Below are 26939 nucleotides of genomic sequence, written 5' to 3'. Positions count from 1 at the left end.
GGTACCGAGGAGGACCGTAATGGAACGCACACTGCAAGTGGTGGGATTGCTGGTGCTGTTCGCGCTGTGCCTGGAGCTCATGTACTGGGCTTGGACCAGTCGGGCCAAGAAGCAGGCCGGTGCGATCGGTGACCTGCCCCCTATCCCCGGCGACTGCGGTGCGCAGCTGCTGGAGCCGACCACGGGCCTCTACCTCGGCAGCACCCTGGCCCCCAGCTGGATTCAGCGAATCACGGTGGGTGATCTGGGTTTCCGCGCCACGGCGGAACTCACACGATTCGAGCGCGGCATCCTCCTCGAAAGGGATGGCGCGGCAACGATCTGGATTCCCCAGGAATCCATTACCGCAGTGCGCGCCGAGCGCGGGCACGCGGGCAAGGTTATGACCGAAGACGGTGTGCTGGTGATTCGCTGGACATTGCCGACCGGGACCGAGGTGGATACCGGTTTCCGCGGCGATGACAAGGCGGTGTACCCGGCATGGACCGCAGCAACGAAGACGGGAGACGAGGCATGAGCAGCGGCGATACCGCAGTGATGGTGCTCGAGGACGGCCGTGTATTCCGCGGATCGACCTTCGGCGCTGTCGGAGAAACCTTGGGCGAGGCGGTGTTCTGCACCGCCATGACCGGGTACCAGGAGACCCTGACCGACCCCAGCTACGACCGCCAGATCGTGGTGGCCACCGCGCCGCAGATCGGCAACACCGGCTGGAACGACGAGGACGACGAGTCCGGCAAGATCTGGGTCGCCGGATACGCCGTGCGTGACCCCGCGCGCCGCGCCTCCAACTGGCGCAGCAACCGCACCCTGCAGACCGAGCTGGAGAACCAGAACGTCGTCGGCATCGCGGGCATCGACACCCGGGCCCTGGTGCGGCACTTGCGCACTCGCGGCTCCATGAAGGCGGGCATCTTCTCCGGTGCGTCGCTGACCGAGTACGAGGACATGCTGGCGCGGGTCAACGGGCAGGCCTCCATGCTGGGCGCGGACCTCGCCGCCGAGGTCTCCACCGATGAGATGTACACCGTCGACCCGGTCGGCGAGCACCGCTTCACCGTCGTCGCGGTCGACCTGGGCATCAAGTCCAACACCCCGCGCATGTTCGCCCAGCGCGGCATGCGGGTGCACGTGGTGCCGTCGAACGTCACCTTCGACCAGATCAAGGAACTCAACCCCAACGGGGTGTTCCTGTCGAACGGTCCCGGTGACCCGGCCACCCAGGACGCCATGGTGGCCCTCACCCAGCAGGTGCTGGGCGAGGACATCCCGCTGTTCGGCATCTGCTTCGGCAACCAGATCCTGGGCCGCGCCTTCGGGCGCAACACCTACAAGATGAAGTTCGGCCACCGCGGCATCAATGTGCCGGTCATCGAACATCATTCGGGCCGCATCTCGATCACCGCCCAGAACCACGGCTTCGCCCTGGAAGGCGAGCGCGGCGAGGTGTTCGACACCCCGTTCGGTAAGGCCGAGGTCTCCCACGTGTGCGCCAACGACGGTGTCGTCGAGGGTGTGCAGCTGGTGAGCGGCCGCGCCTTCTCCGTGCAGTACCACCCCGAGGCCGCGGCCGGTCCCCACGACGCCGCCTACCTCTTCGACCGTTTCGCCATGCTGATGGAAGGTGCCTGATGCCACGCCGTACCGACCTCAACCACATCCTGGTGATCGGCTCGGGCCCGATCGTCATCGGCCAGGCTTGCGAGTTCGACTACTCGGGAACCCAGGCGTGTCGCGTCCTGCGGTCCGAGGGTCTGCGCGTGTCGCTGGTGAACTCCAACCCGGCGACCATCATGACCGACCCGGAGTTCGCGGACGCGACCTATGTCGAGCCGATCACCTGGGAATTCGTCGAGAAGGTCATCGCCAAGGAGCGTCCCGACGCGATTCTCGCGACCCTGGGCGGGCAGACCGCGCTCAATTGCGCTGTCGCCCTGCACGACAACGGCATCCTGGAGAAGTACAACGTCGAGCTGATCGGCGCGGACTTCGAGGCCATCCAGCGTGGTGAGGACCGCCAGAAGTTCAAGGACATCGTCGCCAAGGTCGGCGGTGAGTCCGCGCGCTCCAAGGTCTGCTACACCATGGCCGAGGTCCGCGACACCGTCGCCGAACTGGGTTTCCCGGTGGTCGTGCGCCCGTCGTTCACCATGGGCGGCCTGGGCTCGGGCATGGCCTACAACCACGACGATCTCGATCGCATCGCCGGTGGCGGCCTCGCTGCCTCGCCGACCGCGAACGTGCTCATCGAGGAATCCATCCTGGGCTGGAAGGAATTCGAGCTCGAGCTCATGCGCGACCGCAACGACAATGTGGTCATCGTCTGCTCGATCGAGAACGTGGACCCGATGGGCGTGCACACCGGTGACTCGGTCACCGTCGCCCCGGCCATGACCCTCACCGACCGCGAATACCAGAAGATGCGCGATCTCGGCATCGACATCCTGCGCGAGGTCGGCGTCGACACCGGCGGCTGCAACATCCAGTTCGCGGTGGACCCGGCCGACGGCCGCCTCATCGTCATCGAGATGAACCCGCGCGTGTCGCGCTCGTCCGCGTTGGCTTCCAAGGCAACGGGTTTCCCGATCGCCAAGATCGCCGCCAAGCTGGCCATCGGCTACACCCTGGACGAGATCGTCAACGACATCACCGGGGAAACCCCGGCCTGCTTCGAGCCGACCCTGGACTACGTGGTCGTCAAGGCCCCGCGGTTCGCGTTCGAGAAGTTCGTGGGCGCGGACCCGACGCTGACCACCACCATGAAGTCGGTCGGCGAGGCAATGTCGATGGGCCGCAACTTCTCCGAGGCACTCGGCAAGGTGCTGCGCTCGCTGGAGACCAAGGCCACCGGCTTCTGGACCCAGCCCGACGGCGACTGGACCGACGTCGAGGCCATCCTCGAGGATCTGCGCACCCCGACCGAGGGCCGCATCTACCAGGTGGAGCGGGCGCTGCGCCTGGGCGCGAGCATCGAGGACACCGCCAAGGCTTCGGGCATCGACCCGTGGTTCGTGGCCGAGGTCGCCGCCCTGGTCGAGCTGCGTCAGGAGATCCTCGACGCCGCCGTACTCGACGAGCCGCTGCTGCGCACCGCCAAGCACTACGGCCTGTCCGATCGCCAGATCGCCGCGCTGCGACCGGAACTCGCGGGCGAGGACGGGGTGCGCGCACTGCGTCACCGCCTGCAGATCCGCCCGGTGTTCAAGACCGTCGACACCTGCGCCGCCGAGTTCGAGGCCAAGACCCCGTACCACTACTCGGCCTACGAGCTGGATCCCGCCGCCGAATCCGAGGTGGCCCCGCAGCGTGAGCGCGAGAAGGTGCTCATCCTGGGTTCGGGTCCCAACCGCATCGGTCAGGGCATCGAGTTCGACTACTCGTGTGTGCATGCGGCGCAGACGCTTTCGGATGCGGGCTACGAGACCGTCATGGTCAACTGCAACCCCGAGACCGTCTCCACCGACTACGACACCGCCGATCGTCTCTACTTCGAGCCGCTCACCTTCGAGGACGTGCTCGAGGTGTACCACGCGGAGACCGAGTCCGGCACCGTCGTCGGCGTCATCTGCCAGCTCGGCGGTCAGACCCCGCTGGGTCTCGCCCAGAAGCTGACGGACGCGGGCGTGCCCGTGGTCGGCACCTCCGCCGCCGCCATCGACCTGGCCGAGGATCGCGCCGAATTCGGTGATGTCCTTGTCGCCGCGGGTCTTCCGGCTCCGAAGTACGGCACCGCCACCACCTTCACCGCGGCCAAGAAGATCGCCGCCGAGATCGGCTACCCGGTGCTGGTGCGCCCGTCCTACGTGCTGGGCGGCCGCGGCATGGAGATCGTCTACGACGAGGCCACCCTCGAGGGCTACATCTCCCGCGCCACCGACATCAGCCCGGATCGCCCGGTGCTCATCGACCGGTTCCTGGAAGACGCCATCGAGATCGACGTCGACGCCCTGTGCGACGGCGAAGAGGTCTACCTCGGCGGAGTCATGGAGCACATCGAAGAAGCCGGTATCCACTCCGGTGACTCGGCGTGCGCCCTGCCCCCGATCACCCTGGGCCGCAGCGATATCGAGGCCGTGCGCCGCTCGACCACCGCGCTCGCCAAGGGCATCGGCGTCAAGGGCCTGCTGAACGTGCAGTACGCGCTCAAGGACGATGTGCTCTACGTCCTCGAGGCCAACCCGCGCGCCAGCCGCACCGTGCCGTTCGTCTCCAAGGCCACCGCGGTGCCCCTCGCCAAGGCGGCGGCGCGAATCGCCTTGGGCGCCAGCATCGCCGAACTCCGCAAGGAAGGCCTGCTCCCGGCCGAGGGCGACGGCGGCACCGTGCCGATCGACGCCCCCGTCGCGGTCAAGGAAGCGGTCCTGCCGTTCCACCGCTTCAAGCGGCCCGACGGCAGCGGCATCGACTCGCTGCTCTCCCCGGAGATGAAGTCCACCGGTGAGGTCATGGGCATCGACGCCGACTTCGGCACCGCATTCGCCAAGTCGCAGACCGCCTCCTACGGTTCGCTGCCGACCGAAGGCGCCGCCTTCGTCTCGATCGCCAACCGCGACAAGCGCGCCATGGTGTTCCCGGTCAAGCGCCTGCACGACCTCGGCTTCCGCATCCTCGCCACCGAGGGCACCGCGGAAATGCTGCGCCGCAACGGTATTCCCTGCGAGCAGGTGCGCAAGCACTCCGACGAGGCCGCCGACCAGCCCAGCATCGTGGACATGATCAAGGACGGGGAGGTCGACATCGTCTTCAACACCCCGTACGGCAACAACGGTCCGCGCGTGGACGGCTACGAGATCCGCACCGCCGCAGTCGGTGCGAACATCCCGTGCATCACCACCGTGCAGGGTGCGGCCGCGGCCGTGCAGGGCATCGAGGCCACCATTCGCGGCGGCATCGGCGTGCGCTCCCTGCAGGAACTCCACGCGGTGCTGCGCGGATGACCAGCTTCGGTGTGCGGCTGCGGGAATCGATGCGCGAGCACGGTCCGCTGTGCGTCGGCATCGACCCGCATCCGCCGCTGCTGCGGGCCTGGGGCCTGACCGAGGACGCCGCGGGCGTGGCGAAGTTCGCCGACGCCTGCGTGCGCGCCTTCGCGGGCAAGGTGGCACTGGTCAAACCGCAGGTCGCGTTCTTCGAGACCTACGGTTCGGCCGGAATCATGGTGCTGGAGGAGACGATCTCCGCACTGCGTGAGGCGGGCACCCTGGTGCTCGCCGACGCCAAGCGCGGCGACATCGGCTCCACCATGGACGCCTACGCCCACGCCTGGCTCGCCGACGGGCCTTTGGGCACCGACGCGGTCACCATCTCGCCGTACCTCGGATTCGGCTCCCTCACACCGGCCCTCGACCTCGCCAAGGCGAACGGCCGCGGAGTGTTCGTCCTCGCCGCCACCTCCAATCCGGAGGGCGTGGAGCTGCAGAACATCACCGGACCCGACGGCCGCACCATCGCCCAGCGCATGGTCGACGACGCGGCCACCGCGAACGCCGGAACCGAATTCGGTTCCGTCGGCGTGGTGATCGGCGCGACCCTGGACAAGGTCCCGGACCTGAGCAAGCTCAACGGCCCCATCCTCATGCCCGGCGTCGGCGCCCAGGGCGGGGGAGCGGACTCCATCCGCAACCTGGTCCCCGCAAACGACCTCGGCGCAGTCCTGCCGAACGTCTCCCGCGAGGTCCTCAAGGCAGGCCCGACCGTCGCCGCTCTCGAACACAAGGTGGCCGAACTGCAAGCCGAATTCGCCTTCCTGCAGCACTGATTCACCGCACTGCACACCTCGGGGCATCGGATCGATTCCGGTGCCCCGAGGCGTTTCGGCACGCTCCACCGGCCCGGCGGAATTTGTGGTTACAGTGGCGGCATGTCTTCTCCAGTGTCGCCCAATGGATTTCGCAATGCACTCGTACTCGGCGGCGGTGGTGGCGTCGGCATCCGCTGGATGACCGGTCTGGCGGTCGGGCTCCGAGAGCTCGGCATCGACCTGTCGCGTGCGGACCGGTTCGTCGGCACCTCCGCGGGTGCGGTGGTGGCGGCCAATCTGGCCAACGAGGTCGACCTGGTCGCACTGGTGGCGGGGACGACCGGGGCCGGTCCCGACGCGCCGCCGGACGCTTCGGGTTTGCGGCGGATCATCGCCACCGTGGCCGGTCTCGGGCTGGGTCCGGACGAGAGTCGCCGCCGCATCGGCGAACTCGCCCTCGAGATGAACGTCGGCCAGCCTGCCGAGCACATCGCACGCATGTCGCGGACGCTGGGCGCGACCGGCTGGCCGGATCGCGATCTGGTCATCACCGCCGCCGATGTCAGCACCGGCGGCCTGCACACCTGGTTCCCCGACGGCAAGGCCACCCTCGCGGAGGCTGTCGCGTCGAGCACCGCCGCGCCGGGCGTCTTCCCGCCCATTCCCGTAGACGGGACCTACTACCTCGACGGCGGCCTGATCTCGCCGATCAATGCGGGTCTGGCCGCGGGCGCGGAGGTCATCGTCATCGTGGAGCCGATGGCCGGCCTGTTCCCGCATGCGCAGTCGGACAGCGAATTGGGCGATGCCACGGTGATTTTCGTGGTGCCCGACGATGAGGCCAAGCCGCTCATGGATCCCAATGTCTGGGATCATGCCGGGTTGCGGCTCGCCTACGACGCCGGTTGGCGGCAGGCGGCCGAGGTCGCCGAGCGCCTGCGCGGGGTGTGGCCGAGCGCCTGACCCGATACCCACCGCTATCGGAGGATCCCTCTCCGCTTCGTCGGTTGAGCGGTTACAGTGGCGGCATGTCTGCCGCGGTACCGCCCAACGGAATTGGTCATGCCCTCGTGCTCGGAGGGGGTGGCGCGGTCGGCCTGAGCTGGATGGCAGGCGTCGTCATCGGCCTGCGTGAGCACGGCATCGACACCGCGCTGGCCGAACGCATCGTCGGCACCTCCGCGGGTGCGGTCGTCGGCGCGGCGCTGGCCGCCGAGGTCGATCTGACGCTGCTGCTGCGTCGCCCCGGCCCCGACTCCGACCTGGAGCCGATCGAGTTCGACCCGAACAGCTTCGGCGAGATCCTGGGCCTGCTGGCCACGCCCGGACTGGATCCCGCCGAGGCCCGCCGCCGCGTTGGTGCGCGCGCTCTCGAGATGAACGTCGGCGACCCGGCCGCCCACATCGCCCGCATCGGCGGCTTCGTCGGCAATGTGGCCTGGCCGCAACGCGATCTGCGGATCACCGCCGTCAGCGTCACCACCGGCGACCTGCAGGTGTGGACGCCCGACGGCAAGGCCACCCTGCCCGAGGCATTGGCGTCGAGCACCTCGGTTCCCGGTGTCTTCCCGCCCATTCCGATCGACGGCGACTTCTACATCGACGGCGGCATGCGCTCACCCATCAATGCCGACCTGGCCGCCGGCGCCGAACGCATCCTGATCATCGAGCCCCTCGCGCACCTGTTTCCGCACGTTCCCTCCGACCGTGACCTGGGCGGCGCGGCAACATCTTTCATCGTCCCCGACGCCGACGCGATCGCCGCCTACGGCCTCGATCTGTTCAATGCCGCCGCCCTCGAGCCCGCCTACGAAGCGGGTCTGCGGCAGGGCGGGGAAGCCGCTCCGGGCTTGAAGGACTTCTGGCCCACCGCCTGAATCGAACCCGAAATCGGTATCCGGTCGCCGCGTAGGCTGGCCGGGTGCTGTCGCTCACCGAGATTCTCACGCTGGCCGGGGTGATCGTGCTCGGCTCCATGTCGCCCGGGCCGGATTTCCTGATCGTGCTGCGGAATTCGGTGGTCTCGGGCCGCCGCGCCGGCGTCGCGAGTGCGGGCGGCATCGCGGTGGGCGTGTTCGTGTGGGCGCTGGTGACCGCGGTCGGCGTGGCCGGGCTGCTGGCGGCGTCGGCCGAGGCGTACACGGTGGTGAAGCTGGTCGGCGCGATCTATCTGGCGTTCATCGGGATTCGCGCCCTGCTGGCCGCCCGGCGCGGGGACTACCGGCCCGACCCGGAGGCCGCGGCGAATCGCCGCGCCACGCCGGTCGCGTTCCGGCAGGGCCTGCTCACCAATCTGCTGAACCCCAAGTGCGCCGTGTTCTTCATCGCCCTGGTCCCGCAGTTCCTGCCCGCGCACCCCTCCGCGCTCGGCACCCTGGAACTGGCCATGGTGTGCACGGTCGCCAATCTGCTCTGGTTCGTGACCCTGGCCTTCGGGGTGGGCGCGCTGCGGCAGGTGTTCACCCGCCGCCGGGTGCGCCGCGCGCTCGACGCCGCCATGGGCACCTTCATGGTCGGCCTCGGGCTGCGAATCGCCATGGAAAGCAACTGATTCCATCCCTGAACGTGTGACACCCGCTCTTCTGCCGCGCATTACGCTGAACCGGACCGCTCGGTAGAAAGGTGGGATTTCTCATGTCCGATGCCGCCCTCGGCCTCGTCTCCTACGCCCAGACCCGCGTCCTGGTGGACGATTTCGCGCCCAGCTATCGCTTCTATCGCGAGGTGCTCGGTCTGGCCCTGAAGCACGAAACCCCCGGCGACGTACCGGAATCCGACGACGGCCCGTACGCCTGCTTCAGCCTCGACGGCCGCGATCTCGCGCTGTTCACCCGCGCCTATCAGGACGCCGCCATCGGCGCCGAGCATCGTCCGCGCGACGGCGTCGACGGCGTGGTCGTGGTGCTGCGCGTCGCGGACGTCGACAAGTCCGTCGCCGTCGTGCGCGAGCGCGGTGCGCAGATCGTCGCCGAGCCCGTCGATCAGCCTGCCTGGGGCATGCGCGTGGCACACGTGCGCGCTCCCGAGGGCACGCTCATCGAGTTCTGCCAGTACGACGACTGAGTTTCGCGTGTTCGCCCAGCGCGAACAGATCGAACGCTTGTCCTGATCGCTCGTCTCACCGCCGCCGTCGCCGTGGCGGTGAGTGTGTCGCTCGACCCCGGTTTCGCGCGCGAGCGTGTCCGCCAGGGCCCGAAACAGGCGGTCCTGGCGGTAATCCGGGGCCCCACACCCTGCCCTACCTGCACCGGAACCATGTCGGAATTGTGTGTTTCATCGCTGTAGCGAACGGCTGTCGTGAGGTGCGACACGCGGTACGGATTCGAACGACACGCCGAGAAATCCAAGAAAAATCCAGGTCGCGAGATTACAGCTCGGTCACGGTTTCATCCGGGGCCAGTCCGGCCTCCCGCGAGCCCTGTCAAGTTCGCGAAAAACCCCTGGCTGCAAGGATATTCGCGGCACCCCCGAACGGAGCTCGGGAGCCGCTTCGAGACGGCCCGCGCGGCCGTGCATCCGGCCGGGTCGCGCGCCGAATCACGCGCTGACCTGGGGGGTGGGTTCGCAATCGGCAGGCGTCGTGGGTACGGTCGCTGAGACCACCGGGTTACCGGAGGTAGATCAAGCAATGAACGATGAGACGGAGGAACCGTGGCCCTTCCCCAGCTGACTGACGAGCAGCGCGCCGCTGCTTTGGAGAAGGCGGCTGCCGCTCGCCGCGCTCGGGCGGAGCTCAAGGAGCGTCTGAAGCGTGGCGGTACCGATCTGAAGACGGTCCTGGCCGATGCCGAGAAGGACGAAGTTCTCGGCAAGATGAAGGTTTCGGCGCTGCTCGAGGCTCTGCCGAAGGTTGGCAAGGTCAAGGCGGCCGAAATCATGAGCGAGCTCGAGATCGCTCCCACCCGCCGCCTGCGCGGACTGGGCGACCGGCAGCGTAAGGCGCTGCTGGCCCGGTTCGACTTCAGCGCCGATTAATCCGAGGGTGGTCGAACACACTCGGAAGGGTCGACTGGTTGTTCTGGTCGGCCCCTCGGCCGTCGGTAAGTCCACTGTCGTGCGCTGCGTGCGCGAACGACTGCCCGAATTGGTATTCAGTGTGTCGGCCACCACCCGGGCTCCGCGGCCCGGGGAGGTCGACGGTCAGGACTACCGATTCGTCACCCGCGAAAAGTTCGACGCCATGATCGACGACGGCGAACTGCTCGAATGGGCCGATATCCACGGTGGACTGCAGCGGTCGGGCACCCCGGCCGCACCCGTGCGGGAAGCGCTCGCCACAGGGCATCACGTCCTGATCGAGGTAGACCTCGAGGGCGCGCGCTCGATCCGCAAGACGATGCCGGAGGCCAAACTGGTCTTCCTGGCCCCGCCCAGCTGGGATGAGCTGGTGTCCCGCCTGACGTCACGCGGGACGGAATCGCCCGAGGTGATCGAGCGTCGTCTGCAGACGGCGCGCACCGAATTGGCGGCATGTGACGAGTTCGACATCGTCATCGTGAACGACCACGTGACCACCGCCTGTGAGCAGTTGGTATCGTTGTTCGTTAGCACAAATTCGGGATCGTAGGTCGCAAAACCGACGAAACCGACCATCGGCCCGTCTCTGTCTCGATCGATCAGACAGCAGACGGGGCCGATAGCCCCCTTCCGAACAACCCCGCAGGAGCCTTCCTAGTGAGTACGGACATCAAGACCGTTCCCGCCTACGACACTCCGGTCGGCCTCACCAACCCGCCGATCGACGAACTGCTGGAGCGGACTTCGTCCAAGTACGCGCTGGTCATCTACGCGGCCAAGCGTGCCCGGCAGATCAACGATTACTACAACCAGCTCGGCGACGGCATTCTCGAATACGTCGGTCCGCTGGTCGAGCCGGGTCTGCAGGAGAAGCCGCTGTCGGTGGCGATGCGCGAGATCCACGCCGACCTGCTCGAGCACTCCGAAGGCGAGTAAAACCGCGGTGACCCGAGTCGTCGTCGGAGTCGGCGGCGGTATCGCCGCCTACAAGAGCTGCAACCTCGTGCGCCGGTTCACCGAAACCGGGCACGAGGTTCGTGTCATTCCCACCGAGTCGGCGTTGAACTTCGTCGGCAAGGCCACCTTCGAGGCGCTGTCCGGACATCCCGTGCACACCGGTGTCTTCGCCGATGTGCCGCAGGTGCCGCACGTGCGCCTCGGCCAGGAGGCCGACCTGGTCGTCATCGCCCCGGCGACCGCGGACCTGATGGCCCGCGTCGCGCAGGGTCGCGCCGACGATCTGCTCACCGCCACGCTGTTGACCGCGCGATGTCCGATCCTGTTCGCGCCGGCCATGCATACCGAGATGTGGGAGCACCCGGCCACCCGCGCGAACGTGGCGACGCTGCGTGCGCACGGCGCGGTCGTGATGGAACCCGCCTCGGGTCGCCTCACCGGAACCGATACCGGTCCGGGTCGGCTGCCCGAGCCGGAGGAGATCTTCGGTCTGGCCCGGCTGCTGCTCGAACGCGCCGACGCGCTGCCGCGCGACCTCGAGGGTCGCCGCGTGGTCGTCACCGCCGGCGGCACCCGCGAGCCGCTGGATCCCGTTCGCTTCCTTGGCAATCGGAGCTCCGGCAAGCAGGGCTACGCAGTCGCTCGCCTGGCCGCCCAGCGTGGCGCGCAGGTGACGCTGATCGCGGGCAATACCATCGGACTCGACGCTCCCGCGGCGGTCGAGGTGGTCCACGTGACCACCGCCGAACAGCTGAAGGTGGCCGTCGACAAGCACGCCCTCGGCGCGGACGCGGTCATCATGGCCGCGGCGGTGGCCGACTTCCGCCCCATCAACGTGGCGGCGGCTAAAATCAAAAAGGGTGCGGGAGAACCGGATTCGATCGCACTCGCCAAGACACCGGATATCCTGGCCGGGTTGGTACAGGCCCGTCGAGACGGGCACCTTCCGGGCACCGCGATCGTCGGCTTCGCCGCCGAGACCGGGGACGAGCACGCGGATGTGCTCACCCACGCCCGGGCCAAGCTCGCCCGCAAAGGCTGCGACCTGCTGGTCGTGAACGCCGTCGGGGAGGGTAAGGCCTTCGAGGTCGATACCAACGACGGCTGGTTGCTCGGTGCCGATGGCACCGAGATCGCCCTGGACCACGGGTCCAAGGCGCTTTTGGCCAGCCGAGTGCTCGACGCACTCGGCCCCTTGCTCCGCTGAAGCCTCGGCACCGCAGGGTTCAGGCGGTTGACGCCCGCGTCTGATAGGCAGACGCGGGTCGACAACTGTCTGAGTCACAATGTGTTCGTCATGGTGGCAGCCCGCCCCTGTGACGCACATATTGGAATAACCTGAGACAAAGGGTTGTGCGATGGCGCGGAGACGCTACTGTCGCACCCCGATACGAGAACCCGTTGAGGGAGAGGGAAGAACTGTGCGCACGTCTGGCAGCCGCCTATTCACCAGTGAGTCGGTCACCGAAGGTCACCCCGACAAAATCTGTGATGCCATCAGCGATTCCATCCTCGACGCGTTGCTCGCGGCCGATCCGCGCAGCCGGGTCGCGGTGGAAACCCTGGTGACCACCGGTCAGGTGCACGTGGCCGGTGAGGTCACCACGACCGCTTACGCCGATATCCCGACCATCGTTCGCGAGAAGGTCCTGGAGATCGGATACGACTCCTCGGCAAAGGGTTTCGACGGCGCCTCCTGTGGCGTGAACGTCGCCATCGGCGCGCAGTCGCCGGATATCGCTCAGGGCGTGGACACCTCGCACGAGGCCCGCGTCGGCGGCGAGGACGATGACATCGCGCGTCAGGGCGCGGGCGACCAGGGCCTGATGTTCGGCTACGCCACCATCGAGACCCCCGAGCTGATGCCGCTGCCGATCTCGCTGGCGCACAAGCTCTCCCGCCGGCTGACCGAGGTCCGCAAGTCCGGCGTGCTGCCGTACCTGCGTCCCGACGGCAAGACCCAGGTCACCATCGAATACGACGGCTCGATCCCCAAGCGCCTCGACACCGTGGTCATCTCGACCCAGCACGCGGCCGACATCGACCTCGACAACCTGCTGACCCCGGACATCCGCGAGAAGGTCGTCGACTCGGTGCTCGCCGAGCTGAAGCTGCCGAATCCGTTGGACACCTCCAACGTCCGACTGCTGGTCAACCCGACCGGCAAGTTCGTTCTCGGTGGCCCGATGGGTGACGCGGGCCTGACCGGCCGCAAGATCATCGTCGACACCTACGGCGGCATGGCCCGCCACGGTGGCGGCGCCTTCTCCGGCAAGGACCCGTCGAAGGTCGACCGCTCGGCCGCCTACGCCATGCGCTGGGTCGCCAAGAACGTCGTCGCGGCCGGCCTGGCCGAGCGCGTCGAGGTCCAGGTCGCCTACGCCATCGGCAAGGCCGCCCCGGTCGGCCTGTTCGTGGAGACCTTCGGCACCGAGCTGATCGACCCGATCAAGATCTCCGACGCCATCGGTGAGGTCTTCGACCTGCGTCCCGGCGCGATCATTCGCGACCTGGACCTGCTGCGCCCGATCTACGCGCCGACCGCCGCCTACGGCCACTTCGGCCGCACGGATGTCGATCTGCCGTGGGAGCGCACCGACCGCGCGGAGAAGCTGCGCGCGGCCGCCGGGCTGTAATTGACCGGCACCCCACTCTTTCCGACGGGAGCGTCGGGCACGGAAAACCCTTCCGAGCCCGACGCTCCCGCCGTCGTTGGCGTCGCGCGCCCCATCGCGCGCGTCCTCCCGCTGCTCGAACCCGCCCACCTGGACCGCGATTTCGACTACCTCGTCCCGCCCGAGCTCGACGAACTCGCCCAGCCCGGCGTCCGGGTCCGAGTCCGCTTCTCCGGCCGCCTCATCGACGGATACCTCCTCGAACGTCTCGAACGATCCGATCACACAGGCAAACTCGTCCGCCTCGAACGAGTTGTCTCCGGTGAACGAGTCCTTACCCCCGAGATCCTGAAACTCGTCGCCGCCGTCGCCTCCCGCTATGCCGGGACCCGAGCCGACGTCCTCCGCCTGGCCATCCCACCCCGCCACGCCAAGGTCGAAACTGAAGGCATCGACAAACCCGAAAAACCCAAGCGCACCTCGAAAAAGACCAAAGCCGCTGCACTCGTGGACGATCGGGTCGACCTCGACCTCACGGACGTCGACCTGCCCACCACACCGCAGGGTGAGACGGGTGCCGACAGCCCCGGCGGCGGAGCGAAAGAGCCCGCCGCCGAACCTGTTCCGGAAGGCCGGGCGGCGGCCGCGCCGCCTGACTCGGGTGACGAGCAGGGCGTGAGTCAGGACCCCGCCCCGACGTCTGTCGAAGCGGTGACCTCGGAGGGCGCGCCGCAATCAGGTGAGTACGCGGTCGATGACCAGGATCACGGTGACGGCAGCCGCAGCGAGACCGAGGTGACTGCGGCAAGCGACGCAGCCGGGGGCGTTCCCGAGGGTTCAGGTGGAGTTGCGTTGCCGCAACAGGGTTCTGAGAACGAGGGTGGCGACTCAGCGCGGGATATGACTGCTGACCCTGCCGTGGCTCCGGACACTGCCGTGGGCGCGGGCCCGGCCTCGGGCGCTGAGTCGGACTCGGGCGCTGGGTCGGCTGGTGACGTGGCGGGCTTGCCGACAGGTCCGGCGACAGCGGCGGCAGCGTCCGCGGGGAATCCCGCCGGTGCGGCGTCGTTGGCCGCCGAATTCCCTGGGTGGGGGCGGTATCTGCATGGGCATTCGTTCTTGGGTGCGCTCGAGGCGGGGCGGGGGCCCAGGGCTGGGTGGCAGGCGTTGCCGGGGGAAGAGTGGGCCAAGCGGTTGGCGGAGTTGGCGGCGGTGACCGTGCGGGGTGGGCGCGGGGTGGTGATCATGGTGCCGGATCAGCGGGATTTGGATCGGGTGCTGGTGGAATGTGTTGCGCTGATCGGGGAGTCGGCGGTGGGGTTGGCGGCTGGGTTGGGGCCGTCGGCTCGGTATCGGCGGTGGTTGTCGGTGTTGCGGGGGCAGGCGAAGGTGGTCATCGGGACGCGGAGTGCGGTGTTCTCTCCGGTGAAAGACCTTGGGTTGATCGCCATTTGGGATGACGGCGACGACACGTTCGCGGAACCAAGATCGCCGTATCCGCATGCGCGGGAAGTGGCGATGTTGCGGGCGCATGAGACCGGGGCGGCGTTCGTGGCGGGCGGGTTCTCTCGGACGGCCGAGGTGCAGGCGATCGTCGAATCGGGGTGGGCGCATGACCTACTCGCGGATCGGGCGGTGTTGCGGCAGGTCATGCCGCGGATTACCGCGCCCGGTGATACGGATGCCGCGCTGGAGCGCGATCCGATCGCGCAGGCCATTCGCATTCCGGCGGTCGCGTTCATGGAGGCGCGTAAGGCGCTCAAAGATGGTGGGCCGGTGCTGGTTCAGGTGCCGCGTCGGGGATACATTCCGGCGCTGTCGTGTGCCAAGTGTCGGACGCCCGCGCGGTGTCGACATTGCAATGGTCCGTTGGCGCTGCCGGACAGTGCTCCTGCGTCACGTGGCGTTTTGCGCAGTGGGCGTGAGGGTGTCGCGGAAGCGCAGAGTCCGGCCTGCCGTTGGTGTGGAATTACCGAGGCGGCGTTTCGCTGCGGGGCGTGTGGATCCCGCGCGCTGCGGGCCGTTGTGATCGGTGCTTCGCGGACGGCCGAGGAGTTGGGGCGCGCGTTTCCCGGTGTGCCCGTGCGGGGTTCAGGTGGGGCGTCGATCCTGAACACGGTGCCCGAGGGCGCGCAGGTCGTGGTGTCGACGATTGGTGCGGAGCCCCCGGTGCCGGGCGGTTACGCGGTCGCCATGCTGCTGGACGGGTGGGCACTGCTCGGGCGCGCCGATCTGCGGGCAGCCGAGGATACATTGCGTCGCTGGATGTCCGCGGCCGCGCTGGTGCGGCCGGGCGGTCGTGTGATCGTCATGGCTGATGCCGGTCTGCCCACCGTGCAGGCGTTGGTGCGCTGGGATCCGGTGTGGCACGCCGGATTCGAGCTGGAGCAGCGCATCGAGGTGCGTTTCCCGCCTGCTGTCCGATTCGCGGCGATTGACGGCACCACGGAGTCGATCGCCGAATTGCTCGGTGAGGCAAAACTTCCCGAGAGTGTCGAGGTGCTGGGCCCGGTGCCATTGCCGCCCGGCGCTCGAAAGCCGTTCTCCTCCGGTGATTCTCCCGCCGAGGTGGAGCGCATGATCCTGCGCGCCGACCGCGCCGCCGGTCCCGCCCTCTCCCGCGCCCTCACCGCCGCGCAGGCCGTCCGCAGCACCCACCGCTCCGACGCCCCCCTGCGCGTGCAGATCGATCCCGTCGACATCGGCTGACAGAGGTCCGGAGTACTCAGTGCGGATTTTCGCCCGATTTCCCGCGCTGAGTACTCCGGACCTCGGTTACTCGCCGGTGATTTCGTTGCGGGGGAGGGCGGCGAGGGTGAGGAGGGCGTTGAGGAAGCCGCGGCGGTCGGCGGCGGGGAGTTTCGCTAGGAGGCGGTCCTCCTGGGACTGGATTTCGGCTTGCGCCGCGTCGCGGACTGCGCGACCCTCGGGGGTGAGGGCGAGGAGGCGGGCGCGGCGGTCGGCGGGGTCGGGGCGGCGTTCGATGAGGCCGCGGTCCTGGAGGTCGTCGAGGACGACGATGATGCGGGTCTTGTCGGCCCCGATCTCCTGGGCCAGCACGCCCTGCCCCCGCGTGATGGTCTCGTCCAGACGCAGCAGCACGACGTACGCCCACATGGTGAGGCCGTGCGCGGCCAGCACCGGCTGTTCGGCCGCCATCAGGTTGCGGCCCAGGGGGACGATCATTGCTGCCAGGTCGGGACGGTCTGTCATGCGGACAAGATTAGGCGGCGTGCCGGTGTGGTCTCTCGATCGTGTCGCCCGCGCGGGTCAGAATCGCGTCGGCGTCGAAGGATTCGGCCTGCCAGGAGTCGACGCCGATGCCGACCCGGGTCCGCCACGCCCGCACGATCGCGGTGTGTTTCGGCCACCGCACGAAGCGCCGCATATCGGCCTCCGCCTGCCACACCGAGACCGAGCCGCCGCGCAGTTCGCTCGGCCTGCCCCACAACCACAGTCCCACCGCGCCCTGCATGATCGGCCACGCCTGCGCCAATTCGTCTCCGGCCTGGTAGATCTCGACCCACTCCTCCTGTGACCGGGCCAGGAAGTCGGTGACGCTGACGAACACCGGGCCCGAAAGTTGGTGGTTCGGACCCGGATTCCACGGCATCAGGATGGTTCCTTCGGAAAAAGATTTAGTGTGCATATGCGTACGATATGCGTATGCACACGAAAACTTCAATGGCCGATTTCAGCGGAAGGCGGGCGCGACCCGATCCGCCCACTCCGCGTACGACGTCGCCCGCCGGCCCAGCACCCGCTCGACATCGCCGCTGACCAGCTGCTCCTCCGGCGTCGGTGTGCCGATGATGTCGAGGGTGTGGTCCGCGACGGACTCCGGCATGAAGCGCAGCATGTTGGTCCGCGCCTCGTCGCGGGTGAGCTCCACGAACCGGATCGGCTCGCCGAGGGCTGCTTCCAGGGCGGCCGCCTGCTGCCGTGGCGTCACCGCTTCCGGGCCGGTGATCGTGTAGGCCTGTCCGTGGTGCCCCTCCTGGGTGAGGGCCGCCGCGGCCACGGCCGCGATATCGGCCGGATCCACCTGCGGCAGTGCCACATTCGCGAACGGGGCGGGAATCATCTGCCCGGTCCGCACCGGCTCGATCCAGGCGAAGGTATTGCTGAAGAAGCCGCCCGGCCGCAGCGCCGTCCACTCCAGATCCGAAGCCGCGAGTGCCCGTTCGAATTCGAGGGTGCGGGCGTACCCGTCGCTGTCGGGGCGGGTCACCGCGCCCTGGGAGGACACGAACACCACGCGCCGGACACCCGCCGCCGCAATGGCTTTCAGCACCTGTGTCGCCGCCGGGCCTTCGACCAGCTGGGGGCCGGTGATGAGCAGGAACAGGGCGCTCGCGCCCGCCGCCGCCTCGGTGAGGCTGTCCAGGTCGCCGAGATCGGCCCGGCGGTGCTCGACACCGGCCGGCAGATCCACCGGCTTCTCGCCGCGCGATACCGCGACGACCTTCTCGCCCGCCGCGGCGAGCTGACGGACCAGGACGCTGCCGATGTTTCCGGTTGCTCCGGTTACCACGATCATTTCGTTCACTCCCTGAGTTAGTTGGCTGACTAACACGAACAGTAGAGCACGTCACCCGTGGTTGTCTATAGTGAGTCGTATGACTAACTCAGTGGGTCGGGCCGCGGCTCCGGCGGCAGGCAAGCGGGAACGACTCGCGGACGCGGCGGCCAAGGTCTTCCACGAACAAGGCGTGGAGAAGACGACCATCGCCGACATCGCGCGCGCGGCCGAGGTTCCCGTCGGCAATGTGTACTACTACTTCAAGACCAAGGATCAGCTGGTCCAGGCCGCGATCGGCGCGCACGCGCGCACCGCGCAGGACATCATCGCGGCCCTCGAGCAGTTCGACGCCCCCGCCGCGCGTTTGAAGGCACTGGTCCGCGGCTGGGTCGACCAGCGTGAGCTGGCCTCCCAATTCGGTTGCCCGTCAGGCACTCTCGCCACCGAACTCGACAAGCGCGCCGACGGCCTCGACCGGGAACTCGCCGACGTCATGCGCGGCCTGCTGGACTGGATCGATGCCCAGTTCGCGGCCATGGGCCGCAACGACTCCCGCGAACTGGCGGTCGCCCTGCTGGCCGCGTATCAGGGAATCTCCCTGCTCACCAACACCTTTCGCGACCCGGCCATGATGGCGGCCGAGGGTGCGCGCCTGGAACGCTGGATCGACTCCCTCGTCCCCGCGACCTGACCGGCCGCGGGGCGGGCGGGTCAGTTCAGCTGGCGCTGAGCGGGTCTGACGCTCCAGCGGCCCTCGTCACGCAGGATCCGGACCGGATGGTCGAAGCAGGTGCTGATGTTCGAGGTCGTGATGACGTCGTCGACCGGGCCGGAGGCGATGGCGCGGGCTGCGCGCAACAGCATGGCGTGGCTGGTGCCGGGTGGAAGATCCTCGAGATGGTGGGTGACCAGCACCGAGGCGAGGTTCGGATGGGTGCGCTGGAGTAGATCGATACTCTCCAGAAGTTGTTCGCGCCCGGCCAGATCCAGACCGGTGGCCGGCTCGTCGAGCAGCAGCAGCCGCGGATTGGGCATGAGCGCGCGGGCGATAAGGGTGCGGCCGCGCTGACCCTGCGACAGGATCTCCCAGTCGGCGTCACGACGGTGCGTGAGGCCCAGCAGGTCGATCAGGCGGTCCGCGTCCGCCAGTTGTGCCGGAGTCGGCCGCCAGCGGGGGATGAGCGCCGCGGTATTGGTCGCGCCGGTGAGGACCACCTGCCGCACGGTCATCGGATCACTGGGGGAGTGGCGCGGATCGACGTGCCCGATGCCCGCGCGCAGGGCGCGCATATCGACCCGGCCCAGCCGATGGCCCAGCACCTCGACGCTGCCCCGGGTCGGATGCTCGAAAGCCCCGAGCATGCGCAGCAGGGTGGTCTTGCCCGCGCCGTTGGGGCCGAGCAGCGCCCAATGCTCACCGGCGTGGACGGTCAGCGAAACCTCTTGCAGGATAGCGTTTCCGCTGCGCACCACCGTCACATTGTCCACGTTCAGCACCTGATCCGTCATCGGTCCACCGTAGCAAAGTCCTCAGACAAGTTGAGGAGTGATTTTCACTGCACGGATCGCGACGTGACCGCCTGTGTAGGGTGGCGGACATGGCGATCGACGCGGTGCTGTTCGATTTCTCCGGCACGGTTTTCCGGTTCGAGGAGGCCGCGTTCCATGACGCGCGGCTCACCGACACCGACGGCCGTCCACTCGACACCCACGAGATCGCCGAGATCATGCGGCGGCTGACCGCACCGGTCGGGCAGATCGTGCAGTTCGATGCCGAGGGTCAATACGCCTGGGAGAACCGGGATCTCGACCCTGCCCTGCACCGGCGGGCATATCTGGAAGTGTTGGAGAAGACGGGCGTTCCGCACGCCCAGGCATTGCAGGTCTACGAATTGCTGCTCGATCCCGACGGCTGGACGCCCTACCCGGACACCGGCGACGTCCTGCGCGCACTGCACGAGGCCGGGCTGCGTATCGGCATCGTCAGCAATATCGCCTTCGACATCCGCCCGGCCTTCGTCGATCGCGGCTGGGGCCGATATATCGACGATTACGCGTTGTCGTTCGAAGTCGGCGCGATCAAGCCCGATATCCGCATCTTCAAATCGGCCCTCGACCACCTGGGTGCGGCTCCCGGCAATGCCCTCATGGTCGGCGACAGCGACGAGGCCGACGGCGGCGCGCGAGTGCTGGGCTGCGCCTTCTCCCTGGTGGATCCGCTGCCGACGGCCGATCGGCCGTCCGGGCTGTGGGATGCCGTGCGTGCGCACGGGCTCTTGACCAGCTAAAAGTCCAAACCGCATGGTTTGTGTCCCGCCTCACCCTTGTCGTAGATAGACTGCCGATATATCGTTGATAGCAGCAAGAACAACGACGAGCCTTGAAGGAGGCACGACCATGGAACACATGGACAACACAGAACGGGGCCGCGGCCCCTGGCGGCGACTGCGCGCGGAAGAGCAGCAGGGCCCCGAACATCCGCGGATGCGACGTGGTGGACCTCGCGGTCCGCGTGGTGAATTCGGCGGGCGTGGCGATTTCGGCCCGCAGCGGCACGGTCACGGCCGTGGCGGCTTCGGCCCGGACTTCGGTCCCGGCTTCGGCCCGGGTGGCTTCGGTCCCGGCGGTTTCGGCCCCGGTGGCTTCGGTCGCGGACGTGGCCGAGGTGGACGCGGCCGGCGCGGTGACGTGCGGGCCGCGGTACTCCTGCTGCTGCAGGAACGGCCCATGCACGGCTACGAGCTGATCCAGCAGATCCGTGAGAAGAGCCAGGACGTCTGGCGGCCCAGCCCGGGGTCCATCTACCCCGCGCTCGCGCAGCTCGAGGACGAGGGCCTGGTCATCATCGAGAAGGTGGCGGGTCGAAAGACGGCCAAGCTCACCGAATCCGGTGTCGAATACGTCGAGGCCAACAAGACCGAACTGGGCGATCCGTGGCAGGACGTCAAGGACGGCGTCGGCGATCAGGCGCTCGATCTGCGCGGTCTGGTCGGTCAGCTGATGGGCGCGGTCGCACAGGTCGCCGCCGTCGGCAACCCCGAGCAGGCGGCCAAGGCGGCCGAGGTGCTCACCGAGGCGCGCCGGTCTTTGTACCGGATCCTCGCCGAGGATGACACACCCGAAAAGTAATGGCTCCGAATCACCGGCCCCCGCTGGGACTTTCGACCGAAAACCAGTCACTATCGTGACATGGGACAACAGCGCCCCATGGATTCTTGTGACATGGGACAACAGAGGAGCCGGACGCGCGGATTCATGCGCCGCGTCGCACCGGCGGGGGTAATGGCGCTGGCGGCCGCCGTGATCGGTACGGCCGCCACACCGACGGGGACGATCGCCTCGGCCGCACCGGCCGTGACCTCGGTATTGAAGGTACCGACGCAACAGGGGCCGCCCCAGACGGGACATTTGGCGGCGGCCCGCTATCTCAAGGAGCATCCGGACTCGGCGCCCCAGGGCGCCAACGACTTCGGCTGCAAACCGTCCGCCGACCATCCGCACCCGGTGGTGCTGGCGCACGGCACCGACTCCTCGGCCTACTCCGACTGGTCGGGCATCGGCCCGCTGCTGGCGCAGGCCGGGATCTGCGTGTTCGCGCTCGACTACGGCGGCGCGGCCGGCAAGGACACCTACGGCACCGAGGACGTGTACGAGAGCTCCGCCCAGATCGGCACTTTCGTCGATCAGGTGCTCGCCGCCACCGGGGCCGGCCAGGTGGATATGGTCGGTTTCTCCCAGGGCGCGAGCGTGACCCGCTACTGGATCAACAAGCTCGGGGGAGCACCCAAGGTCGGGCAGTGGATCGGGCTGGCCTCACCCAGCTACGGCGGCGTCATGTACGGACTCGTGCCGATCGCCGACGCGGTGCCGGGCATCTACAAACTCGTCGAGATGGGTTCCTCGCTCGCGGCGGTACAGCAGGCGGCGGGCGCACCCTTCATCAAGGACCTCAATGCGGGCGGTGACACCGTGCCGGGCGTGACGTACACGACCGTCGGCAGCCGCGTGGACGAGATGATCCAACCCAACACCAATATCGCGCTGCGGGGCGCGGGCGCGACCAACATCGTGCTGCAGAACCTCTGCGCCGAGGACATGACCGGGCATTTCAATATGGTCTACGACCCGTACGTGCAGCGGTTGGTGGTCAATCTGCTCGATCCCGCACACGCCGTGGCACCGGCGTGCGTACCGGTCGCGCTGGGCACCGGGATCAGCGACGTGGTGCTCGCGGCACATTCCTGACGATTGTGACCGCGGCCCTGCCGGAAACTCGAAGTGGTCGATGAAACGCCGCTCTACCTGCGTTTTCGAGCGGATTTTCAAGGCAGGATCGAGGCATGGACCGCACATGTCGACGGATGGGATCGATCGCGCTGGCAGTCTGGTCGGCGGTCGTGGGTGCGGCGGTGATTCCCGTGGGGGACGCCGCCGCCTCCGACCCGGCATCGGTCATGGCGGTCCCGGATGATCCGGGGCCGCCGCAGCTCGACCATCTGGGCGCGGCCCGCTTCCTGCAGGACCATCCCGACGCGGTTCCCGTGGGCGTCAACGATTTCGGGTGCAGGCCCACGGCCGCGCACCCGCGCCCGGTGATCCTGGCGCACGGCACCGACGCCACCGCCTACGCCGACTGGTCGGTCATCGGGCCGCAGCTGGTGGACGCGGGATTCTGTGTGTTCGCGCCCAATTACGGCGGTAAGCCCGGCAGCAGTACCTCTTTCGGTACCCAGGACATCTACGTCAGCGCCGGGCAGATCGGTGATTTCGTCGACCGGGTGCTCGCCGCGACCGGTGCCGACCGGGTCGAACTGGTGGGATTCTCGCAGGGCGCCAACGTGACTCGCTACTACGTCAACAAGCTCGGGGGCGCGCCCAAGGTCGGGCAGTGGATCGGCGTCGCCTCACCCAGCTACGGCGGCATCCTCTACGGGCTGGTGCCGGTGGCCGAGGAGCATCCGTTCATCTTCGACCTGGCCGAGCTGGCCTCCTCGCCCGCGGCGGTGCAGCAGGCGCAGGGATCGCCGTTCATGAACGACCTGAACGCCGGGGGCGACACCGTGCCCGGTGTGCGATACACCACCATCGGCAGTTGGGTCGACGGCATCATCCAGCCCTTCGAGAATCAGAAGTTACGGGGGCCCGGCGCGACCAATCTGATCCTGCAGGATTCCTGTCGCGTCAACCTGACCGGGCATTTCCATATGGTCTACGACCCTTATGTACAGCAACTGGTGCTCAACACCCTGGACCCGGCGAATGCCGTCGCACCGGTGTGCGTTCCGGTCGCCCTGGGCACCGGGATCGGCGAGACACTACGCGCAGGTTCGGGATCGGCGCAGTAGCACGCCGCGACGTCCGTAAAATGAGACGACCCGCAATCGTGAGCTATCGGAGCTGCCCGTGACCATCCAGCCTGTCCGCCTGTTCGGCGATCCCGTCCTGCGCGCCCGCGCGGCGGAGGTCGAGACATTCGATCGGGAGGTGCGCCAGCTGGTGAACGACCTCATCGACACCATGTACGAGAGCGGTGGTGTCGGGATGGCGGCACCGCAGATCGGGGTCGGGCTACGGGTTTTCGTCTACGACACCGGCGACGCGCAGGGGCACCTGATCAACCCCGTCTTCGAGGTGATCGGTGAGGAGACCCAGGTCGGGCCCGAAGGCTGCCTGTCGATCCCGGGCGTGCGTTTCGACGTCACCCGGCCGTATGCGGTGCTCGCGCGCGGCGTGGACGTGGACGGCAAGCCGGTCGAGTTCCGGGCCGAAGGGCTGCTGGCGCGCTGCGTGCAGCACGAGACCGACCATCTCGACGGGGTGCTGTTCCTGCAGCGCCTCGAGTCGGCTTCGCGCAAGGAAGCCATGCGTACGATTCGCGAATCATCTTGGTTCACAACTGGAATCACTGTGCTGCCCGCCTCCGAAATCGGTGGCGGACGCAGCCGGGAACGGAGCCGCTGATATGCGTCTGGTCTTCGCGGGAACCCCCGAGCCGGCGGTGCCGTCGCTGCGGCGGCTGCTGGCCTCCACCAGGCATGAGGTGGTCGGGGTGGTGACCCGGCCGGACGCGGTGGCGGGACGTGGCCGCAAGGTCACCCGCTCGCCGATCGGGCGACTGGCCGATGAGCACGGCATCCCCGTGTTCACGCCCAAGCGGCTGTCCGAACCCGAATTCATCGAGCAGCTCACCGCGCTGGCGCCGGACTGCTGCCCGGTGGTCGCCTACGGTGCGCTGCTGCCCGAACCTGTCCTCGACATCCCGGTGCACGGCTGGATCAACCTGCACTTCTCGCTGCTGCCCGCCTGGCGTGGCGCGGCGCCCGTGCAGGCGGCATTGCTGGCCGGGGACGAATACACCGGCGCCTCCACCTTCCGCATCGAGAAGGGCCTGGATACCGGTCCGGTCTTCGGCACCATGACCGAGAAGATCAACGTCACCGACACCGCGGGCACCCTGTTGGAGCGGCTCGCCGAAGCCGGCGCGCACCTGCTGGAATCGACCCTCGAAGGCGTGGAGGACGGCAGCGTGCAAGCGGTTCCGCAGTCGCTCGACGGAATCTCCTACGCCCCCAAGGTCGATGCCGACGCCGGTCACATCCGCTTCGATCAACCCGCCCTCGCCATCGGCCGCCGCATCCGCGCGGTCACCCCGGCCCCGGGCGCCTGGACCGAGATCGACGGCAAACGCCTCAAACTCGGCCGCGTCGACCTGGTGGAGGAGGACCTCCCACCCCGCACCATCGACGTCCGCAAGTCGGGCGTCTACGTCGGCACCGCCACCACGGCGGTGCGCCTGACCGAGGTCCAACCCCAGGGCAAGCGCATGATGCCCGCCCTCGACTGGGCCCGCGGCGCGCGCCTCGAGCCGGGCGCGGTGGTCGAGTGACCCGCCCCGAAGGCCCGAACGACTCGGGCACCGGCGACACGCCCCCACGCCGCGGCTTCCGCCGCTCCGCCCCTCCGGCCGCCGACTCGGGCAACGCCCGACGCGGCAGTGGTTCGTCCGGCGGCGACCGACGCGAATCGGGTTCGGCGCGATCGGTTTCGGGCCGCGCGGGCGGCGACCGCAATGCTCGCCCGGACCGCAACGACGACCGCCGCGGCGGTTCCAACGGCACAGACCGCAATTCAGGCTCGAACCGGTCCACCGGCGGCGACCGCAACGGCGGCTGGACCCGCCGCGACGACACCGGGCGCGCCGGATTCTCGGGCGGCGCCCGCGAATCCGGTTCGAATCGCTCGACCGGTGGCAGCGGTGGTCGTGACCGTGCGCCCGGGGATGGGCGCACCGGTGGCTGGGATCGGCCGCGTAGCGGTCGGCCGGCCGACCGCCGCGAAGACGATGGGCGTGGCGGATTCGCTGCGGGACAACGTAACTCGGGGTCGGATGATCGACGCGAGCGCGATGGTGGCCGCGCGGGCGGATCCGGGGACAACCGCAATGGTCGCGGTGGGTCGGGTGCCGGTCGTGGCTTCGATGACAGGCGCGGTGAAGGCGCAGGTACCCGCGGCAGCGGCACGGAGCGTCGCGGTGCTGCGGGTTCGCGTGGGGACTCCGGCTCCGGCGGGCAGCGCTCGGCCGGTGGTCGGGGTGGGGCGGGCAACCGCTCGTCCGATCGGGGTGGGGCGCGCGGGGATTCGCGGTCGAAGGCGGCGGGTGAGTCGCGGGAGGATCCGAGTACTGCGGCGGCGCGGCGGGCGGAGAAGGCGGGGGCCGATCCGGTGCGGATCGTGGCGCGGGATGTGCTGCGGGCGGTGCGGGAGCGGGATGCTTACGCGAATCTGGTGTTGCCGGGGTTGTTGCGGGAGCGGAAGATCAGTGGGCGGGATGCGGCGCTGGCGACCGAATTGGCTTATGGGGCTTCACGATCGCTGGGGTTGCTGGATGCGGTGATCGCCGATTGCGCCGGTCGCAGCGTCGAGGAGATCGACGGGCCGCTGCTGGATGCGTTGCGGCTGGGCACCTATCAGCTGTTGCGGACTCGGATCGGGGCGCACGCCGCCGTCGACACGTCGGTGGCGCTGGCGCGCGTGGAGTACGGGCAGGGGCGGGCCGGGTTCGTGAACGCGGTGCTGCGCCGGGTCGCCGAGCGCACGCCGGAGGAGTGGGTGCAGCGGCTCGCGCCGTCGGATCCGCTGGGGCACTTGGCCTTCGAGTACGCGCATCCGGTGTGGATCGCGCAGGCGTTCGCGGACGCACTCGGGGCGCGGGCCGGGGAGCTCCGCGACGTGCTCGAGGCCGACGACGCCCGCCCGCTCGTGCACCTGGTGGCGCGTCCGGGCGAGATCACCGCCGAGGAACTGGCCTTGATCACCGGTGGTGACGAAGGCCGCTGGTCGCCGTATGCGGTGTACCTCGACGGCGGTGACCCGGGCAAGCTGGAGCCGGTCCGTGAAGGCATGGCCGCGGTGCAGGACGAGGGCAGTCAGCTGGTGGCCCTGGCCGTCACGAAGGCCCCGCTGGAAGGTCCCGACGGCGGCCGCTGGCTGGATCTGTGCGCCGGTCCGGGCGGCAAGACCGCGCTGCTGGCCGCGATCGCCGATATCGACGGATTCCGTGTCGATGCGGTCGAACCCGCCGAGCATCGCGCGGAACTGGTCCGCCAGACCACCCGTGGCATGCCGGTCGACATCCACGTCGCCGACGGCCGCGACAGCGGCCTGGAGCCGGGTTTCGACCGCATCCTGGTCGACGCCCCCTGCACCGGCTTGGGCGCACTGCGCCGCCGCCCGGAGGCCCGCTGGCGTCGTCAGCCCTCCGACGTCCGGGAACTGGTCGCCTTGCAGCGCGAACTGCTCACGGCCGCCTGGGATCTGGTCCGCCCGGGTGGCGTAGTGATCTACTCCACCTGCTCCCCGCACCTACCGGAGACAGTCTCGGTGGTATCCGATTTCGTCCGCCGCACCGACGTCGAACAACTCGACACCCGCGAATTGCTCCCGGGCGTCCCGGAACTCGGCGACGGCCCCGGCGCCCAGCTGTGGCCCCACCGCCACGGCACCGACGCCATGTTCCTGGCGGCGTTGCGCAAACCGGTATAGCCGCACAGGCATTCCGCGAGCCCGGCGGCCCAGCGCAGTCCTGCGC

At 68.5% G+C, this 26939-nt stretch carries 26 protein-coding genes; 22 read left to right on the top strand and 4 right to left on the bottom strand.

Annotated elements, in window-relative coordinates; translation table 11 throughout:
- Nucleotides 1-19: 19 nt before the first annotated feature.
- From ACFXHA_RS27545 to ACFXHA_RS27480, 14 genes are all read left to right on the top strand, one after another.
- The gene (locus tag ACFXHA_RS27545) at nucleotides 20-517 is read left to right on the top strand and encodes a transporter (protein WP_379361675.1); all 498 of its coding nucleotides are present in this window, start codon (nucleotides 20-22) and stop codon (nucleotides 515-517) included.
- On the top strand, nucleotides 514-1632 hold the full coding sequence (carA, locus tag ACFXHA_RS27540) for a glutamine-hydrolyzing carbamoyl-phosphate synthase small subunit (RefSeq protein ID WP_379361673.1): 1119 nt from the start codon (nucleotides 514-516) through the stop codon (nucleotides 1630-1632). The genes ACFXHA_RS27545 and carA overlap by 4 nt, the downstream gene beginning before the upstream one ends.
- Nucleotides 1632-4937 carry a carbamoyl-phosphate synthase large subunit gene (carB, locus tag ACFXHA_RS27535; protein ID WP_379361671.1) on the top strand — a complete coding sequence of 1102 codons (3306 nt, stop codon included), beginning with the start codon at nucleotides 1632-1634 and terminating at the stop codon, nucleotides 4935-4937. Before carA ends, carB begins: the two co-directional genes overlap by 1 nt.
- Complete coding sequence (gene pyrF / locus ACFXHA_RS27530) at nucleotides 4934-5758, top strand: orotidine-5'-phosphate decarboxylase (protein ID WP_379361669.1); 825 nt, start codon at nucleotides 4934-4936, stop codon at nucleotides 5756-5758. The genes carB and pyrF overlap by 4 nt, the downstream gene beginning before the upstream one ends.
- A 102-nt stretch (nucleotides 5759-5860) precedes the next feature.
- Nucleotides 5861-6703, top strand: a complete 843-nt coding sequence (locus tag ACFXHA_RS27525) for a patatin-like phospholipase family protein (protein ID WP_379361667.1) — start codon at nucleotides 5861-5863, stop codon at nucleotides 6701-6703.
- A gap of 65 nt (nucleotides 6704-6768) precedes the next feature.
- Complete coding sequence (locus ACFXHA_RS27520) at nucleotides 6769-7617, top strand: patatin-like phospholipase family protein (RefSeq protein ID WP_379361665.1); 849 nt, start codon at nucleotides 6769-6771, stop codon at nucleotides 7615-7617.
- Between the two features lie 44 nt (nucleotides 7618-7661).
- Nucleotides 7662-8291, top strand: coding sequence for a LysE family translocator (locus tag ACFXHA_RS27515; protein WP_379361663.1), 630 nt, complete (start codon nucleotides 7662-7664; stop codon nucleotides 8289-8291).
- A gap of 83 nt (nucleotides 8292-8374) precedes the next feature.
- Nucleotides 8375-8803: a VOC family protein gene (locus tag ACFXHA_RS27510; RefSeq protein WP_379361661.1), complete on the top strand. Its 429-nt coding sequence runs from the start codon at nucleotides 8375-8377 to the stop codon at nucleotides 8801-8803.
- Between the two features lie 588 nt (nucleotides 8804-9391).
- Nucleotides 9392-9715, top strand: a complete 324-nt coding sequence (gene mihF / locus ACFXHA_RS27505) for an integration host factor, actinobacterial type (protein WP_213556273.1) — start codon at nucleotides 9392-9394, stop codon at nucleotides 9713-9715.
- A gap of 7 nt (nucleotides 9716-9722) precedes the next feature.
- Nucleotides 9723-10307 carry a guanylate kinase gene (gene gmk, locus ACFXHA_RS27500; protein WP_379361659.1) on the top strand — a complete coding sequence of 195 codons (585 nt, stop codon included), beginning with the start codon at nucleotides 9723-9725 and terminating at the stop codon, nucleotides 10305-10307.
- A gap of 107 nt (nucleotides 10308-10414) precedes the next feature.
- Nucleotides 10415-10693 carry a DNA-directed RNA polymerase subunit omega gene (gene rpoZ, locus ACFXHA_RS27495; RefSeq protein WP_033086942.1) on the top strand — a complete coding sequence of 93 codons (279 nt, stop codon included), beginning with the start codon at nucleotides 10415-10417 and terminating at the stop codon, nucleotides 10691-10693.
- Nucleotides 10694-10700: 7 nt separating this feature from the next.
- Entirely contained in the window at nucleotides 10701-11921 is a 1221-nt protein-coding gene (gene coaBC / locus ACFXHA_RS27490; protein ID WP_379361657.1) for a bifunctional phosphopantothenoylcysteine decarboxylase/phosphopantothenate--cysteine ligase CoaBC, read from the top strand.
- 214 nt (nucleotides 11922-12135) lie between these two features.
- A complete protein-coding gene (metK, locus tag ACFXHA_RS27485; RefSeq protein ID WP_379361655.1) occupies nucleotides 12136-13350 on the top strand; it encodes a methionine adenosyltransferase in 1215 nt (404 codons plus the stop codon).
- Nucleotides 13351-13443: 93 nt separating this feature from the next.
- The gene (locus ACFXHA_RS27480) at nucleotides 13444-16038 is read left to right on the top strand and encodes a primosomal protein N' (RefSeq protein ID WP_379362292.1); all 2595 of its coding nucleotides are present in this window, start codon (nucleotides 13444-13446) and stop codon (nucleotides 16036-16038) included.
- A 66-nt stretch (nucleotides 16039-16104) separates the two neighbouring features.
- Here the strand turns inward: ACFXHA_RS27480 and ACFXHA_RS27475 are convergent, their stop codons facing one another.
- The 3 genes from ACFXHA_RS27475 to ACFXHA_RS27465 form a co-directional block, all read right to left on the bottom strand.
- Nucleotides 16105-16542 carry a MarR family winged helix-turn-helix transcriptional regulator gene (locus tag ACFXHA_RS27475; protein WP_379361653.1) on the bottom strand — a complete coding sequence of 146 codons (438 nt, stop codon included), beginning with the start codon at nucleotides 16540-16542 and terminating at the stop codon, nucleotides 16105-16107.
- 10 nt (nucleotides 16543-16552) lie between these two features.
- The gene (locus ACFXHA_RS27470) at nucleotides 16553-16942 is read right to left on the bottom strand and encodes a hypothetical protein (protein WP_379361651.1); all 390 of its coding nucleotides are present in this window, start codon (nucleotides 16940-16942) and stop codon (nucleotides 16553-16555) included.
- An 81-nt stretch (nucleotides 16943-17023) separates the two neighbouring features.
- Nucleotides 17024-17869, bottom strand: a complete 846-nt coding sequence (locus tag ACFXHA_RS27465) for an SDR family oxidoreductase (protein ID WP_379361649.1) — start codon at nucleotides 17867-17869, stop codon at nucleotides 17024-17026.
- Nucleotides 17870-17948: 79 nt separating this feature from the next.
- Here ACFXHA_RS27465 and ACFXHA_RS27460 point away from each other — a divergent pair, with 79 nt between their 5' ends.
- Nucleotides 17949-18542, top strand: a complete 594-nt coding sequence (locus tag ACFXHA_RS27460; protein WP_379361648.1) for a TetR/AcrR family transcriptional regulator — start codon at nucleotides 17949-17951, stop codon at nucleotides 18540-18542.
- Nucleotides 18543-18562: 20 nt separating this feature from the next.
- Here ACFXHA_RS27460 and ACFXHA_RS27455 read toward each other — a convergent pair whose 3' ends face one another.
- The gene (locus ACFXHA_RS27455) at nucleotides 18563-19360 is read right to left on the bottom strand and encodes an ABC transporter ATP-binding protein (RefSeq protein WP_379361646.1); all 798 of its coding nucleotides are present in this window, start codon (nucleotides 19358-19360) and stop codon (nucleotides 18563-18565) included.
- Between the two features lie 89 nt (nucleotides 19361-19449).
- Here ACFXHA_RS27455 and ACFXHA_RS27450 point away from each other — a divergent pair, with 89 nt between their 5' ends.
- The 7 genes from ACFXHA_RS27450 to ACFXHA_RS27420 all read left to right on the top strand — a co-directional run bounded on the left by ACFXHA_RS27450 (nucleotide 19450) and on the right by ACFXHA_RS27420 (nucleotide 26893).
- Nucleotides 19450-20139, top strand: coding sequence for an HAD family hydrolase (locus ACFXHA_RS27450; protein ID WP_379361644.1), 690 nt, complete (start codon nucleotides 19450-19452; stop codon nucleotides 20137-20139).
- Nucleotides 20140-20335: 196 nt separating this feature from the next.
- Nucleotides 20336-20980, top strand: coding sequence for a PadR family transcriptional regulator (locus ACFXHA_RS27445; RefSeq protein ID WP_379362291.1), 645 nt, complete (start codon nucleotides 20336-20338; stop codon nucleotides 20978-20980).
- A 93-nt stretch (nucleotides 20981-21073) separates the two neighbouring features.
- Complete coding sequence (locus ACFXHA_RS27440; RefSeq protein WP_379361642.1) at nucleotides 21074-22096, top strand: esterase/lipase family protein; 1023 nt, start codon at nucleotides 21074-21076, stop codon at nucleotides 22094-22096.
- A gap of 95 nt (nucleotides 22097-22191) precedes the next feature.
- Complete coding sequence (locus tag ACFXHA_RS27435) at nucleotides 22192-23196, top strand: esterase/lipase family protein (protein ID WP_379361640.1); 1005 nt, start codon at nucleotides 22192-22194, stop codon at nucleotides 23194-23196.
- Between the two features lie 58 nt (nucleotides 23197-23254).
- Complete coding sequence (gene def, locus ACFXHA_RS27430; RefSeq protein WP_379361638.1) at nucleotides 23255-23812, top strand: peptide deformylase; 558 nt, start codon at nucleotides 23255-23257, stop codon at nucleotides 23810-23812.
- 1 nt (nucleotide 23813) lies between these two features.
- Nucleotides 23814-24737, top strand: a complete 924-nt coding sequence (gene fmt, locus ACFXHA_RS27425; RefSeq protein WP_379361636.1) for a methionyl-tRNA formyltransferase — start codon at nucleotides 23814-23816, stop codon at nucleotides 24735-24737.
- Between the two features lie 845 nt (nucleotides 24738-25582).
- The gene (locus ACFXHA_RS27420; protein ID WP_379362290.1) at nucleotides 25583-26893 is read left to right on the top strand and encodes an RsmB/NOP family class I SAM-dependent RNA methyltransferase; all 1311 of its coding nucleotides are present in this window, start codon (nucleotides 25583-25585) and stop codon (nucleotides 26891-26893) included.
- The last annotated feature ends 46 nt before the right edge of the window (nucleotides 26894-26939 follow it).

The organism is Nocardia sp. NPDC059240 (assembly GCF_042753865.1).
Lineage (GTDB): Bacteria > Actinomycetota > Actinomycetes > Mycobacteriales > Mycobacteriaceae > Nocardia.
This window is presented reverse-complemented; position numbering and strand designations above follow the sequence as displayed.

What these genes read in the sequence shown, in the direction of transcription:
- ACFXHA_RS27545 (WP_379361675.1), top strand. Translation starts at nt 20, where the DNA reads ATGGAACGCACACTGCAAGTGGTGGGATTGCTGGTGCTGTTCGCGCTG.
- carA (WP_379361673.1), top strand. Translation starts at nt 514, where the DNA reads ATGAGCAGCGGCGATACCGCAGTGATGGTGCTCGAGGACGGCCGTGTA.
- carB (WP_379361671.1), top strand. Translation starts at nt 1,632, where the DNA reads ATGCCACGCCGTACCGACCTCAACCACATCCTGGTGATCGGCTCGGGC.
- pyrF (WP_379361669.1), top strand. Translation starts at nt 4,934, where the DNA reads ATGACCAGCTTCGGTGTGCGGCTGCGGGAATCGATGCGCGAGCACGGT.
- ACFXHA_RS27525 (WP_379361667.1), top strand. Translation starts at nt 5,861, where the DNA reads ATGTCTTCTCCAGTGTCGCCCAATGGATTTCGCAATGCACTCGTACTC.
- ACFXHA_RS27520 (WP_379361665.1), top strand. Translation starts at nt 6,769, where the DNA reads ATGTCTGCCGCGGTACCGCCCAACGGAATTGGTCATGCCCTCGTGCTC.
- ACFXHA_RS27510 (WP_379361661.1), top strand. Translation starts at nt 8,375, where the DNA reads ATGTCCGATGCCGCCCTCGGCCTCGTCTCCTACGCCCAGACCCGCGTC.
- ACFXHA_RS27475 (WP_379361653.1), bottom strand. Translation starts at nt 16,542, where the DNA reads ATGACAGACCGTCCCGACCTGGCAGCAATGATCGTCCCCCTGGGCCGC.
- ACFXHA_RS27470 (WP_379361651.1), bottom strand. Translation starts at nt 16,942, where the DNA reads ATGCCGTGGAATCCGGGTCCGAACCACCAACTTTCGGGCCCGGTGTTC.
- ACFXHA_RS27465 (WP_379361649.1), bottom strand. Translation starts at nt 17,869, where the DNA reads ATGATCGTGGTAACCGGAGCAACCGGAAACATCGGCAGCGTCCTGGTC.
- ACFXHA_RS27460 (WP_379361648.1), top strand. Translation starts at nt 17,949, where the DNA reads ATGACTAACTCAGTGGGTCGGGCCGCGGCTCCGGCGGCAGGCAAGCGG.
- ACFXHA_RS27455 (WP_379361646.1), bottom strand. Translation starts at nt 19,360, where the DNA reads ATGACGGATCAGGTGCTGAACGTGGACAATGTGACGGTGGTGCGCAGC.
- ACFXHA_RS27450 (WP_379361644.1), top strand. Translation starts at nt 19,450, where the DNA reads ATGGCGATCGACGCGGTGCTGTTCGATTTCTCCGGCACGGTTTTCCGG.
- ACFXHA_RS27445 (WP_379362291.1), top strand. Translation starts at nt 20,336, where the DNA reads ATGCGACGTGGTGGACCTCGCGGTCCGCGTGGTGAATTCGGCGGGCGT.
- ACFXHA_RS27440 (WP_379361642.1), top strand. Translation starts at nt 21,074, where the DNA reads ATGGGACAACAGAGGAGCCGGACGCGCGGATTCATGCGCCGCGTCGCA.
- ACFXHA_RS27435 (WP_379361640.1), top strand. Translation starts at nt 22,192, where the DNA reads ATGGACCGCACATGTCGACGGATGGGATCGATCGCGCTGGCAGTCTGG.
- fmt (WP_379361636.1), top strand. Translation starts at nt 23,814, where the DNA reads ATGCGTCTGGTCTTCGCGGGAACCCCCGAGCCGGCGGTGCCGTCGCTG.